Annotated in this window: 10 protein-coding genes and 2 pseudogenes; 10 read left to right on the top strand and 2 right to left on the bottom strand. The window is 70.5% G+C overall.

Going from position 1 to position 12,723, the window contains the following annotated elements; genetic code table 11:
- Nucleotides 1-42: 42 nt before the first annotated feature.
- The 8 genes and pseudogenes from ACLJOU_RS06495 to ACLJOU_RS06530 form a co-directional block, all read left to right on the top strand.
- Nucleotides 43-2,000: pseudogene (locus ACLJOU_RS06495) on the top strand (glycoside hydrolase family 3 protein); the annotation flags it as partial.
- 6 nt (nucleotides 2,001-2,006) lie between these two features.
- On the top strand, nucleotides 2,007-2,468 hold the full coding sequence (locus ACLJOU_RS06500; protein WP_410564762.1) for a fibronectin type III-like domain-contianing protein: 462 nt from the start codon (nucleotides 2,007-2,009) through the stop codon (nucleotides 2,466-2,468).
- A gap of 152 nt (nucleotides 2,469-2,620) precedes the next feature.
- Complete coding sequence (locus tag ACLJOU_RS06505; RefSeq protein ID WP_410564096.1) at nucleotides 2,621-3,523, top strand: GNAT family N-acetyltransferase; 903 nt, start codon at nucleotides 2,621-2,623, stop codon at nucleotides 3,521-3,523.
- Between the two features lie 98 nt (nucleotides 3,524-3,621).
- Entirely contained in the window at nucleotides 3,622-4,047 is a 426-nt protein-coding gene (locus tag ACLJOU_RS06510; protein WP_410564099.1) for a hypothetical protein, read from the top strand.
- Nucleotides 4,048-4,078: 31 nt separating this feature from the next.
- Nucleotides 4,079-5,698, top strand: a complete 1,620-nt coding sequence (boxC, locus tag ACLJOU_RS06515; RefSeq protein WP_410564101.1) for a 2,3-epoxybenzoyl-CoA dihydrolase — start codon at nucleotides 4,079-4,081, stop codon at nucleotides 5,696-5,698.
- A gap of 5 nt (nucleotides 5,699-5,703) precedes the next feature.
- Complete coding sequence (gene boxB / locus ACLJOU_RS06520; protein WP_410564104.1) at nucleotides 5,704-7,125, top strand: benzoyl-CoA 2,3-epoxidase subunit BoxB; 1,422 nt, start codon at nucleotides 5,704-5,706, stop codon at nucleotides 7,123-7,125.
- Between the two features lie 8 nt (nucleotides 7,126-7,133).
- Complete coding sequence (locus ACLJOU_RS06525) at nucleotides 7,134-8,681, top strand: benzoate-CoA ligase family protein (protein ID WP_410564106.1); 1,548 nt, start codon at nucleotides 7,134-7,136, stop codon at nucleotides 8,679-8,681.
- Nucleotides 8,678-9,531 (top strand): annotated as a pseudogene (locus ACLJOU_RS06530) (amidohydrolase family protein). The gene ACLJOU_RS06525 and the pseudogene ACLJOU_RS06530 overlap by 4 nt, the downstream one beginning before the upstream one ends.
- Nucleotides 9,532-9,643: 112 nt before the next feature.
- Here the strand turns inward: ACLJOU_RS06530 and ACLJOU_RS06535 are convergent.
- Nucleotides 9,644-10,090 (bottom strand): MarR family winged helix-turn-helix transcriptional regulator, encoded by a 447-nt coding sequence (locus ACLJOU_RS06535; RefSeq protein WP_410564108.1) that lies wholly within the window; start codon nucleotides 10,088-10,090, stop codon nucleotides 9,644-9,646.
- 100 nt (nucleotides 10,091-10,190) lie between these two features.
- Between ACLJOU_RS06535 and ACLJOU_RS06540 the strand changes: the two genes are divergently transcribed.
- Both ACLJOU_RS06540 and ACLJOU_RS06545 read left to right on the top strand, forming a co-directional pair.
- Nucleotides 10,191-11,330: a dipeptidase gene (locus ACLJOU_RS06540; protein WP_410564110.1), complete on the top strand. Its 1,140-nt coding sequence runs from the start codon at nucleotides 10,191-10,193 to the stop codon at nucleotides 11,328-11,330.
- A 46-nt stretch (nucleotides 11,331-11,376) separates the two neighbouring features.
- A complete protein-coding gene (locus tag ACLJOU_RS06545; RefSeq protein ID WP_410564113.1) occupies nucleotides 11,377-11,808 on the top strand; it encodes a lipopolysaccharide assembly LapA domain-containing protein in 432 nt (143 codons plus the stop codon).
- 47 nt (nucleotides 11,809-11,855) lie between these two features.
- On the opposite strand, the gene ACLJOU_RS06550 is transcribed toward ACLJOU_RS06545, so the two are convergent.
- The gene (locus ACLJOU_RS06550) at nucleotides 11,856-12,677 is read right to left on the bottom strand and encodes a maleylpyruvate isomerase family mycothiol-dependent enzyme (protein ID WP_410564115.1); all 822 of its coding nucleotides are present in this window, start codon (nucleotides 12,675-12,677) and stop codon (nucleotides 11,856-11,858) included.
- Nucleotides 12,678-12,723 lie beyond the last annotated feature (46 nt).

Consider the following 12,723-nt stretch of genomic DNA (forward strand, 5'->3'; position numbering starts at 1 on the left):
CGCCAGGTAGGGTGACGGCAGGACTGACCGCGGAGGATGCCCATGAGCTTCGACGTCGAAGCGCTGCTGGCCCAACTCGATCTGGACGCCAAAGCGAGCCTGCTCGCCGGCCAGGACGTCTGGTCCCTGCCCGCGCTGCCGCGGATCGGGCTGGCCTCGCTGGTCCTCTCCGACGGCCCGGTCGGCGTCCGCGGGACGCGCTGGAGCCCGGACGACCCCTCGGTCACCCTGCCCAGCCCGACGGCGCTCGCGGCCGGCTGGGACCCGCGCCTGGCCGTCAAGGCCGGCCGGCTGCTCGCCCAGGAGGCCCGGCGCAAGGGCGTGCACGTGCTGCTCGCCCCCACGGTCAACCTCCACCGCTCGCCGCTGGGCGGCCGGCACTTCGAGTGCTACTCCGAAGATCCCCTCCTCACCGGGATGGTCGGCGCCGGCTACGTCACCGGCGTGCAGGACGGCGGGGTCGCCGTCACGGTCAAGCACTTCGTCGCCAACGACTTCGAGACCGAACGCTTCACCGCCGACGTGCGCGTCGGCGAACGCGCCCTGCGCGAGCTCTACCTCGCGCCGTTCGAGCTCATCGTCCGGCGGGCGAAGCCGTGGGGAATCATGGCCGCCTACAACAGCGTCAACGGCGTCACGATGACCCAGCACGCCGAGCTGCTCAACGGCGTGCTGCGAGACGAATGGGGCTTCGACGGCTTCGTGGTCTCCGACTGGCTGGCCGCGCGCGACACCGTCGCCTCCGCCAACGGCGGCCTCGACGTCGCCATGCCCGGCCCTCGCACGGTCTTCGGCGAACGGCTCGCCGAAGCGGTCCGCGGCGGCGAAGTCGACGAAGCCGTCGTCGACGCCATGGTCCGCCGCGTGCTTCTGCTCGCCCACCGGACCGGCGCGCTCGGCGGGAGTCCCGCGCCGGAAAAGTCCTATGTGGACGGCGACGCGGTCGCGCGCGAGGTCGCGCACCGGTCGTTCGTGCTGCTCCGCAACGAAACCGGGCTGCTGCCGCTGCGGGAGCCGCAGAGCATCGCGCTCATCGGCGCGCTCGCCGCGGACCCGAAGATCCTCGGCGGTGGCAGTGCCACCGTGTTCCCCGACCACGTCGTCTCCCCCCTCGACGGCCTGAGGGCCGCCGTTCCCGCGGGCACCGAACTCGGTTACGCACCCGGTGCCGATCCGCGCACGACGTTACCGGCCGCCACCGACAGTTTCCGGCTCCGCGCGACCGCCCGCGCCGCCGACGGCACCGAACTCGCGGAATTTCCCTTGCGCAGCGCCAGGATCGACTGGATCGGCGAACTGCCCGCCGGCCTCGACATCGGCACGCTCGCCTCGGTCGAGATCGCCGGCACGTTCCTCCCGGAGCGCAGCGGCACCCACACCTTCGGCATCACCGGACCCGGCGACCTCCGCCTCACCGTCGCCGGCCAGACCCTCTTCGACGGCGTGAACCTGCCGGAGGGCGGGGACATCTTCACGTCCATCATGCAGGTCCACGAGCAGCGGCGTGACACCGAGCTGACCGCGGGCGAGCCGGTGGACGTCAGCCTGACCTACTGGATCCCCTCGGAGATGGCGGAGTTCGCCAGGGGCACCTTCGCCTGGGTCACCTTCGCGCTCGGCCACCGCGGCCCGGTCCTCGACCCGGACGCGAGCCTCGAGGAAGCCGTGGCCCTGGCGGCGAAGTCGGAGGTCGCCGTCGTCGTGGTCGGCACGACCGCCGAGGTCGAGAGCGAAGGCTTCGACCGCACCTCCCTCGCCTGCCCGGGCGGCAGGACGAGCTCGTCGCCCGGGTCGCCGAAGCGAACCGGAACACCGTCGTGGTCGTCAACGCCGGCTCCCCGGTGGAGCTGCCGTGGCGCGACGACGTCGCCGCGGTACTGCTCACCTGGTTCCCCGGCCAGTCCGGCGGCGACGCGCTCGCCGACGTCCTCTTCGGCCGCGAAGAGCCCGGCGGCCGCCTGCCCACGACGTGGCCGGCGAAGCTGGAAGACGCGCCCGTCACCGACGTGACACCGGAAGGGGGCGTACTCGAGTACCGCGAAGGCGTGTACATCGGGTACAGCGCCTGGACCCGCGAAGGACGGCAACCCGCGTACTGGTTCGGCCACGGCCTGGGCTACACGACGTGGGAGTACGAAGAACTCGACGCATACCCGGACGACGAAGGCGGCGCGCGCGTCCGGGTCCGCGTACGCAACACGGGAACGCGTACCGGGCGCGAAGTCGTCCAGCTCTACCTGGCGCCGACCGAACGCGGCGACCGGCCGCACCGCTGGCTGGCCGGGTTCGCGAGCGTCGAAGCCGGGCCGGGCGAGACCGCGGAGGCCGACATCGTCATCGCGCCGCGGTCCGCCGAGGTCTGGCGCGACGGCTGGCAGCACATCGCGGGCGAGTACGTCGTGGCGGCGTCGCACTCCTACGCCGAACCGCGGCTGAGCACGCGCGTGGTGCTGCAGAAAATCCGTTGATCACCGCGGGCGGACGCCCTAGGGTCGCGAACGCACCCTCGACCAGGCGAAAGGAGGTGGGACCGATGATCACCCACTCGATCACGCGCTCCCACCCCGGTATGAGGGTGCCGGGTACCTGACCCCGGGAGCGCGCTCCCGGAAGGATCACCATGACCGATCTGGTCGTTCGCCCGCTCGAAGCGGGCGAAGAAGCACTCTTCACCTCCCTGCCCGACCGCGGTCTCGTCGGCCGCGCGCTGCTCGGCGACGACTTCGCCGAGATGGCGAAGCAGGGCGAGTACCGGCCCGAGTGGACCTGGGTCGCCCTGCGCGACGACGTCGTCGTGGCCCGCGCGGCCTGGTGGGCCAAGCCCGGCGACGAGACCCCGGTCGCGCTGGACTGGTTCGACTTCACCGACTTCGACGCGGCCGTCCGGCTGCTGAAGGCCGCGCCGCTGCGGGCCGAATACGCCCTGCACACGCCACCGGCGTGGCCGGACGATCCGGACGTCGCGCGCGAAGTCAACGGGCGGGTCGAAGCGGCCGAGCAGGCGGGCTACCGCAAGCTCGTCGAGCGCTACCGCTTCCGCTGGACCCCGGAGGACGGCCTGCCGGACAAGCCCGGCCGGCTCGAGTTCCGGCCGGAGCCGGACGACGACGTCATCCTCGGCGTCTTCAAGCGGGCGCACGTCGGCAGTCTCGACGCGCACGTGCGGAAAACCGTCGAAGAGCACGGCCTCGGCGCGGCCGCGCAGGAGGACCTGGCCATCATGAAGTGGATGCCGGCGCCGCGAGAGTGGTGGCGGCTGGCGTACACGCCCGAAGGCGAGCTCGTCGGCCTCACCCTGCCGAGCCGCAACGTCCACGACCGGGTGATCGGCTACATCGCCGTGGTGCCGGAGCAGCGGGGCCGCGGTTACGCCTACGACCTGCTGGCCGAGGCCACGCACGACCTCGTCGGGTACGGCGCGGACCGGATCGTCGCGGGCACCGACGTCGGCAACGTCCCGATGGCCAAGGCGTTCGCGAAGGCGGGCTACCCGGTGGTCCAGCACCGCATCGATCTCGTCTGATCGCCGCTTCCAGGGGAAAGTGCCGCCCGGGCACTTTCGCGTGAAAGCGCCCGGGCGGTAGCCTCGCTAGAGCGATCTATCAAATCTGGGGGGCTGGGATGGACAAGGGACTGGCACCGCTTCGGGTGATCCTCGGCTTTTCGCTGCTCAGCACGACGCTGCACTACACGCACAACACCGTCCGGTACGCCGACTACCCGCAGCTGCGGGGAGTCTCTCCGCTCGCCGGCGGCATCGCGGTCGCCCTGGCCTGGGTGGTGCTCACGACGTTCGGCTGGTTCGGCTACCGGGCGTACACGCACGGCCGGTACCACCGGGCGCTGGCGTTCCTCCTGGTCTATTCGCTGAGCGGAATGCTCACGCTGGGCCACTTCCTGACCGGCGTGCCGCGGCTCCCGGCCTTTTGGTTCGCGACGATCTTCACCGACGCCGCGGCGGGGCTGGCCCTGTGGGTTTTCCTGACCTGGGCGTGGGCCAGGTTCAACCGGGTGACCACCCGAGATCAAGTTTCTACACTACATTGACGTTCGTCTGACTAATGTAGACAATCGGGTGGTGACCACCACCACACCGGTTGCCTTCGACCGCCGTCCGGACGAGTACCGCCACTGGCGGCTGCGGGTCGACGGGGAGGTGGCCTGGCTGGAGCTCGACGTCGACGAGCGGGGCGGCCTGGTCCCGGGGTACGAGCTCAAGCTCAACTCCTACGATCTCGGCGTCGACATCGAGCTCTACGACGCCACGCAGCGGCTGCGGTTCGAGCACCCCGAGGTCCGCGTGGTCATCGTGACCAGCGCCAAGGAGAAGGTGTTCTGCGCCGGCGCGAACATCCGCATGCTCGCCGCGGCGGAGCACCACTGGAAGGTCAACTTCTGCAAGTTCACCAACGAGACCCGCAACGGCATGGAGGACGCCACCGAGCACTCCGGCCAGACGTACGTGGCCGCGGTGAACGGCACCTGCGCCGGCGGTGGCTACGAGATCGCGCTGGCCTGCGAAAAGATCTTCCTGATCGACGACAACTCCTCGACCGTCGCGCTGCCGGAGGTGCCGTTGCTCGGCGTGCTGCCCGGCACCGGCGGCCTCACCCGGGTCGTCGACAAGCGCCGGGTGCGCCGGGACCTCGCGGACGTCTTCGCCACCCGCCCGGACGGTGTCAAGGGCAAGACGGCGGTCGACTGGCGCCTGGTCGACGAACTGGTGCCGCGGCAGGACTTCCGGGAGCGGGTCCTCGAAAAGGCGCGGGAGCTCGCCCGCGCGTCCGGGAAGCAGGCGGACCACGGCATCGAGCTGACGCCGCTGAGTCATCGATATGTCGACATCGAGGTCGAGCGGCACCAGGCGACCATCACCGTCAAGGGACCCGAGAACGACCCGGGTGACCTGCACGAAGAGGGCGCGGACGGCTGGTTCCTCGCCATGACCCGCGAGCTGGACGACGCCATCCTGCGGCTGCGCACCAACGAGGTCGAGGCCGGGACGTGGATCCTGCGCACCCAGGGCGATCCGGCGAAGGTCCGGGCGCACGAGCAGGCCGTCCTCGGGCAGAAGGACTGGCTGGCCAACGAGATCACGCACTACTTCAAGCGCACCCTCAAGCGCCTCGACGTCACCAGCCGCAGCCTGATCGCGCTCATCGAACCGGGCAGCTGCTTCACCGGCGCCCTGCTGGAGATCGCGCTGGCCGCGGACCGCCAGTACATCCTGGACGGCCCGCCCATCGACGACGAAGACTCCGAAGACCGCGCCTCGATCGAGCTGACCGACGCCAACTTCGGGGCCTTCCCGATGGGCAACGGCCTGACCCGCCTCGAAGCGCGCTTCTACGGCGACGACGACCACCTCGCCTGGCTCGCGCGCGAGAAGAACCGCGAGCTGAGCGCCGCCGAAGCCCTCGAACTCGGCCTGGTCACCGACGCCCCGGACGACCTCGACTGGGAGGACGAGATCCGCATCGCCCTCGAAGGCCGGGCGTCGCTCTCGCCGGACGCGCTCACCGGAATGGAGGCCAACCACCGGTTCGTCGGCCCCGAGACCATCGAGACCAAGATCTTCGGCCGGCTGGCGGCTTGGCAGAACTGGATTTTCACCCGGCCGAACGCATCCGGCCCGGAAGGCGCGCTGCGCCGCTACGGTACGGGACAGAAGGCCGTCTTCGACAGGAAGCGGGTCTAGCGCAGATGCCCGAGAAGATCGACTACGACGCCAAGATCCCCAACAACGTCAACCTCGCCGAGGACCGCAGGCTGCAGCGGGCGCTGGAGGGCTGGCAGCCGAAGTTCCTGCACTGGTGGGGCGAGATGGGGCCGACGCTGGAGACGCACGGGGTCTACCTGCGCACCGCCGTCAGCGTGGGCCGCGAAGGCTGGGCGCACTTCGACCACGTCAACGTGCCCGACTACCGCTGGGGCATCTTCCTCGCCGAGCGCGACCCGGACCGCCGGATCGCCTTCGGCGAGCACCTGGGCGAGCCGGTGTGGCAGCAGGTGCCCGGCGAGTACCGCGCCGACCTGCAGCGGCTGATCGTCATCCAGGGCGACACCGAACCGGCGTCGGTCGAGCAGCAGAAACTCCTCGGCCTGACCGCGCCGAGCCTCTACGACCTGCGGAACCTCTTCCAGGTCAATGTCGAAGAAGGCCGTCACCTGTGGGCGATGGTGTACCTGCTGCACGCCTACTTCGGCCGCGAGGGCCGGGACGAGGCCGAGGGGCTGCTGCTGCGCAACTCCGGCAGCCCGGACGCGCCCCGCATCCTCGGCGCGTTCAACGAGGAAACCGCCGACTGGCTGGCCTTCTACATGTTCACCTACTTCACCGACCGCGACGGGAAGTACCAGCTCGGCACGCTCAAGGAGTCCTCCTTCGACCCGCTTTCGCGCACCTGCGAATTCATGCTGAAGGAGGAAGCGCACCACATGATGGTCGGCACCACCGGGGTCGACCGCGTGGTGACCCGCAGCGCCGAGCTGATCCGCGAGCACGACACGTACGACATCGGCCCGCACGGCGGTATCCCGCTCGACATCATCCAGAAGTACCTCAACTTCCACTACACCGTGTCCCTGGACCTGTTCGGCAGCGAGACGTCGACGAACGCGGCGAACTACTACACCGCCGGGCTCAAGGGCCGCTGGCAGGAGACCCGCCGCAAGGACGACCACAAGCTCACCGAAGACGCCCGCACGCTGGAGCGCCCGACCGGCGACGGCACCTGGACCACCGAGGAGATGCAGGCGATCCTGTTGCTGAACCTCGACCTGCGCAGCGAGTACGTGGCCGACTGCCAGACCGGCGTGAAGCGCTGGAACAAGATCCTCGCCGAGGCGGGCATCGACTTCACCTTCCGCTTGCCGCACCCTGGCTTCAACCGCGAAGTGGGCATAAACTCCGGCCACCACGTCACTCCCGACGGCACCATCGTCGACGAAGCGACCTGGGAGGCGGGCAAACGCAAGTGGCTGCCCACGACCGAGGACCTCACGTTCGTCCGCTCGCTGATGCAGCCGGTGTACGAACGCGGGAAGATCGCGAGCTGGGTGGCGCCGCCGCGGCAGGGCATCAACGGCAAGCCCGTCGACTACGAGTACGTCCACCTCACGTAGGAGGCCTGGTGGCGACAGGGTTCAACGCCGCGGAGTACCTGCTGCAGGCCGGGCACCCGGACGCGACCGCGGTCGTGTCGCCCCGGCGGTCCCTCACCTACGCCGAACTCGCGGAGGAGTCGCGGCGCGTCGCCGGCGGGCTCGCCGAACTGGGCGTGCGGCCCGAAGAACGGGTCATGTTCTGCATGGTCGACGACGTCGAGCTGCTCACCGGCATCCTCGGCGCGATGCTCGCCGGTGCGGTCGCCGTCCCGGTGTCGACCATGGTCACCGGGCCGGAGCTGGGCCAGGTGCTGGCCGACTCGCGGGCGCGCGTGCTCTGCGTGTCGGGGGAGTTCGCCGGGCAGGCGCTGACGGCTTTGGCACTGGCTCCCGAGGTCACCGACGTCGTGCTCGACCGCTGCGACGCGGCCGGGTTCGGCGTCCGGACGCACGACTGGCCGTCGCTGGCCGGCCCGGTCCCGAAGGGACGGACGTGGGCGGACTCACCCGCGCTGTGGCTGTACACGTCGGGGACGACGGGACAGCCGAAGGGCGCGATGCACCGGCACGCGAGCATCCGCGCGGTCTGCGAGACGTACGCCCGCGGCGTGCTGGCGACGACGTCGGCGGACCGGTTTCTTTCGGTACCGAAGCTCTTTTTCGCCTACGGCCTGGGGAACTCGTGCTTCTTCCCGCTCGGTGCGGGCGGGACAACGCTGCTGGAGCCTTCGCGGCCGACACCCGCGTTGTTCGCGACACGCGCGCGCGAGGAGCGGCCGTCGCTGTTCTTCGCGGTCCCGACGTTCTACGCGGCCTTGCTCGCCAGCGACGTCCCGGACGACTCGTTTTCGTCGGTGCGGTACGCCGTTTCGGCCGGCGAACCGCTGCCCGCGTCGTTGTTCGAACGGTTCCGGGCGCGCTTCGGGCTGGAGATCCTCGACGGCATCGGGTCGACCGAGGCGCTGCACATCTTCCTGTCGAACCAGCCGGGTTCGGTGCGGCCGGGCAGCACCGGCGTCCCCGTGCCCGGCTATGCGGTGCAGATTCGCGACGAAGCCGGGGCGGTGATCGACGTCGCCGGGAAGCCGGGCGAGCTGTTCGTGGCCGGACCGTCGACGGCGACCGGGTACTGGGCCCGTTACGAGGCCACGAAGCTCGTCTTCCAGGGTGAGTGGCTGCGGACCGGCGACAGTTACGTCCGGAACGAGGACGGGACGTTCTCGTGCCTGGGCCGGTTCGGTGACATGCTGAAGGCTGGCGGGATCTGGGTGTCACCGTCCGAAGTGGAGGAACGGCTGCGGCAGCACCCGGCGGTGGCGGAGGTCGCGGTCGTCGCCGCACCGGACGCCGACGGCCTCGACAAGCCGGTCGCGTGCGTGGTGCCCGCCCCGGGGTTCGCCCTGGACCCGGACGAGCTGATCGAGTTCTGCCGCGAAGGGCTGGCGGCGTTCAAACGCCCGCGCGGGGTGGTCGAACTGGCCGAGCTGCCGAAGACGGCGACCGGCAAGATCCGCCGCAACGTGATCCGCGAGCAGGTCCGCGACGTGCTGCGGGCGGTGGCGCCGCACCCATGATCGACGGTCGGTTCGTGGTCGACGCGCACGTCCACACGCCGCGGCTGCCGACGCTCAAACCGGCGTGGCTGCAGTGGGCGCACGACTTCGCGGGCGCGTACCCCTGGCGTTCGGTGTATTCGCCTTCGGGGGAGGTGGTCCCGGCGGCGATGGACGAGCTGATGGAGTCCGAAGGCGTCGACCGGGTGCTGCTGTTCTGCGAGTACAGCCCGCGGGCGACCGGGATCCAGCCGATCGAGGACAACCTCCCGCTGGTCGCCTTCAACCCCGCGAGGTTCCGGCTGGTGGCGAACGTCAACCCGTACGTCCACCACCCGGCGGCGGCGGAGGTCGCGCGGCAGCTCGACCTGGGCGCGGTGGCGCTGAAGATCCACCCGGTGCACGGCGCGTTCTCGCCGGCGGACAAGGAGCTGTACCCGGTCTACCAGCTGTGCCTCGAGCGCGGGGTGCCGGTGATCATCCACTCGGGAACGTCGAGCTTCCCGGTTCCCGCACGAGTTTCGGCAACCCGGAGCTGCTGTCCGATGTGGTCGAGGACTTCCCGGCCCTGCAGTTCGTCTTCGCCCACGGCGGCCGCGGGTGGTGGTACGACGTGGCGGCGTTCCTGGCGCTGGCCCGGGACAACGTGTGGCTGGATCTGGCCGGGCTGCCGCCGAAGAAGCTCCCGGAGTACTACCGGCGCTTCGACTTGACCCGGCTGGCGGGGAAGTTCGTGTTCGGAACGGACTGGCCGGGCGTGCCTTCGGTGGCCGCGAACGTCCGGGCGTTGGCGGGGCTGGGATGGCCGGAGGACGTGCTGAGCGGGGTGCTGTCGGGGAACGCGGTCAAGCTGATGCCGTCGCTGGCTTAGCGGGTGCGCACGCGGGGGTGCCGGTAACCGGGCCCGGCACCCCCGCGCCCCCAGCAGGTCGGCCTGTCTCCCATGGTGCGCCCGCAAGCGCACCGCGGTGACCTCGACTTTTTCAACGGTCGGCGTTGAACGCGCGCAGTGTCCGCATCGCTTCCGCGAGTGCCGGGGCGTCCTCGCCGAGCGGCGTCAGCACGATGCGGCGCAGGATGCCGGCCGCCGCCGCGCGGGCTTTGTTCGCCACGTCGAGGCCGTGGTCGGTCAGCGACGCGAACGTGACGCGGCGGTCGTCGGGGCTCGGGATGCGGCAGATCAGGTCGGCCGCCACCAGCCGGTCCGCCACCTTCGTGAACCCGCCGCTGGACAGCGCCGCCTCGGTGGCCAGGCGGGTCATCGGCATCCGGTGCTCGGGGGAGCGCACGAGCCGCAGCAGGATGTCGAACGACGCGGGCGCGAGCCCGAATCGGTCGGCGATCTCGCCCATCAGCCTGTCCTGGGTGGCCAGGTAGCCTTCGATCACCAGGCCCCACCAGGTGACGATCTCGTCGTCGTCGGTGTCCACGGCGGGGATTCTACCGCAACACCTCGCCGGATTACTTCTTCCGGGAAAGATGTCAGGGCGTTTGTACGAGGTGTATATCCGGCGTCCCTACGATCGGCCGATGACTAACGAGGCACTACAGCGTGCTACCAAACTGCTGGACGCCGTCATCCTCGCCGACGGGCACAACGACCTGCCGTGGGAGCTGCGGCAGCACGGTGGCCCGAACCCGGTCGAGGCGGCCGCGTCGCTCGACCTGACCGTGCGGCAGCCCGCCCTCCACACCGACTTCCCGAAGCTCGCCGACGGGAAGCTGGGCATGCAGTTCTGGTCGGTGTACGTGCCCTGTGAGTTCGCGGGCGACAGCGCCGTGACCGCCGTCCTGGAACAGGTCGAAGTCGTCCACCAGCTGGTGGAGCGCTACCCCGACCGGCTGCGGCTCGTCACCACCGCGGACGAGGCCGAGGCCGCGTTCGCCGACGGCCGGATCGCGTCGCTGCTCGGCGCCGAGGGCGGGCACAGCATCGCCGAGTCCCTCGGTGTGCTGCGGATCCTGCGCCGCCTCGGCGTCCGCTACATGACGCTGACGCACAACTTCAACACCACGTGGGCCGACTCCGGCACCGACGAGCCGGCCCACGGCGGCCTCACCGAGTTCGGCCGGGACGTCGTCCGCGAGATGAACAAGATCGGCATGATGGTCGACCTTTCGCACGTCGCGCCGTCGACGATGCGGGCGGCGATGGAGGTCAGCTCGGTGCCGGTGATCTTCAGCCACTCCTCCTGCACCGCGGTCAACGACCACCCGCGCAACATCCCCGACGACGTCCTGGCGAACCTGCCCGGCAACGGCGGCGTCGCGATGATCACCTTCGTGCCGGCGTTCGTCTCGCCGAAGGTCGCCGCCTGGAACGAGCAGCTCGAGGCCGCGATGGCCGAAGCCGGGCTGGAGTACCGCAACCTGGCGTTGCGGGGCAAGTTCATGAAGGAGTGGGACGGCCCGCCCAAGCCGCTCGCGACCGTCGAGGACGTCGTCGCGCACGTCGAGCACGCCCGCGAGGTCGCCGGGATCGACCACATCGGCCTCGGCGGCGACTACGACGGCGTCGGCTCGCTGCCGGAGGGGCTGGAGGACACGTCCAAGTACCCGGTGCTGTTCGCGGCGCTGCTCGAGCGCGGGTGGAGTGAGGACGACTGCGCGAAGCTGGCCGGCCGGAACACCCTCCGTGTCCTGCGGGAGGTCGACGGTTTCGCCCGTTAGGGGGTTTGAGTCAGCGGCCTCCGCGCGCCGGACGGACACTGAAGGCATGACGCACGCGCGCGGGGGCGCGGCCGACCGCCCCACCGGTCCCACCCACCACGACCTGCCGGGCACCGAGGTGCCCGAAGGCGCCCTGGAACCAGCCGAGCTGCGCGCCGGCGACGTCCGGCCGGGCGCGGAGGAGGCGACGCCGGTGCGCCCGGCGCCGGCCAGACCCGCGTCCGCGCCCGCGAAGATCAAGCGGACCCGGATCAGCGGCACCTGGGTCGCGGTCATCGCCGGCCTGCTCGTGCTGGTCCTGCTGCTGATCTTCATCCTGCAGAACCTGGACTCGGTGACCGTGCACTTCTTCGGTGGCGAGGGCAGCCTGCCGCTGGCCATCGCGATGCTGTTCTCGGCCATCGGCGGGGCGGCACTGGTCGCCCTCATCGGCGGCGCCCGGATCCTGCAGCTGCGGAAGCAGGCGCGCGGCCGCTAGACCGGAGCTCCACCCGCAGGAAGGGCACCTTCACCTGGAAGCGCCCTTCAGACGATGATCGACGTCATCGTCAGGACCTGCGCGCAAACGCTTTCGTCGCCGGTCGTCCGGACGCCGTCGAGGTTCGCGGCATTGCGGGTGCAGAGCCGCCAGAACGTGTCCAGGTCCGTCGTCACGGTGGCCAGCGGGGTGCGCGACGGCGGCGCGCCGCGGTCCAGCGTCCAGCCGTCGCGCTCGCGGCGCGCGTACCACTTGCCCTGGCCGGTCACGGTGTAGCCGACCTGCTTGCCGACGCGGGCGTCGACGTCACGCAGGGTGTACGGCAGCGCGCGGACGAACGTGTCGGCGATCGGTTCGGCGTACTCCGCGTCGAGCGGCGTGTGCTCCAGCGCTTCGCGGATCTGCACGTGGTGGACCCAGAACTCCGAATAGTCGCGAGCCGCGTCCAGCCAGCGCGGCGCGGGCTCGTCGCCGGCCCAGGACACCGGGATGCCGGGCGCATCGAGGTCGAGTTGCGCCCAGTACTCGGTCGTCTGGCCCATGAACTCGTAGAGCATCGTCAGCAGGACGTCCGTCGAGAGCCGACGGCACGCGACGACCCACTCCTCGTTGATCCGGTCGATGAACCGCGGGAAGGCCTCACCCGGACGGGGGCCTTCCGCCGCGTGCCCGTCCCGGCCGTGGGACAGCCGGCCGACCTTGTCCCCCAGCAGGTGGGCGGCGACGTCCTTGACCGTCCAGCCGGCGCACATCGTCGGCCGCGTCCAGTCCTCTTCGGTGAGGGCGCCGAGCAGCGTCAGCAGCGCCTGTTCTTCCTTCGAGAAGTACGGGAGGACGTCGATCGGCGGGCCCCAGCGCGTCGGACTCATGCGTCCATCCAACACGCAAGTCACACCTCCGTTCGGCCTACCCGCA

This window comes from Amycolatopsis sp. cmx-4-61, from assembly GCF_046548775.1.
GTDB lineage: Bacteria > Actinomycetota > Actinomycetes > Mycobacteriales > Pseudonocardiaceae > Amycolatopsis.

Bases quoted from the DNA above. Each gene is read 5' to 3' on its own strand.
- ACLJOU_RS06540 (WP_410564110.1), top strand. From the start codon at position 10,191: ATGACTAACGAGGCACTACAGCGTGCTACCAAACTGCTGGACGCCGTC.
- ACLJOU_RS06505 (WP_410564096.1), top strand. From the start codon at position 2,621: ATGACCGATCTGGTCGTTCGCCCGCTCGAAGCGGGCGAAGAAGCACTC.
- boxB (WP_410564104.1), top strand. From the start codon at position 5,704: ATGCCCGAGAAGATCGACTACGACGCCAAGATCCCCAACAACGTCAAC.
- ACLJOU_RS06510 (WP_410564099.1), top strand. From the start codon at position 3,622: ATGGACAAGGGACTGGCACCGCTTCGGGTGATCCTCGGCTTTTCGCTG.
- ACLJOU_RS06550 (WP_410564115.1), bottom strand. From the start codon at position 12,677: ATGAGTCCGACGCGCTGGGGCCCGCCGATCGACGTCCTCCCGTACTTC.
- ACLJOU_RS06545 (WP_410564113.1), top strand. From the start codon at position 11,377: ATGACGCACGCGCGCGGGGGCGCGGCCGACCGCCCCACCGGTCCCACC.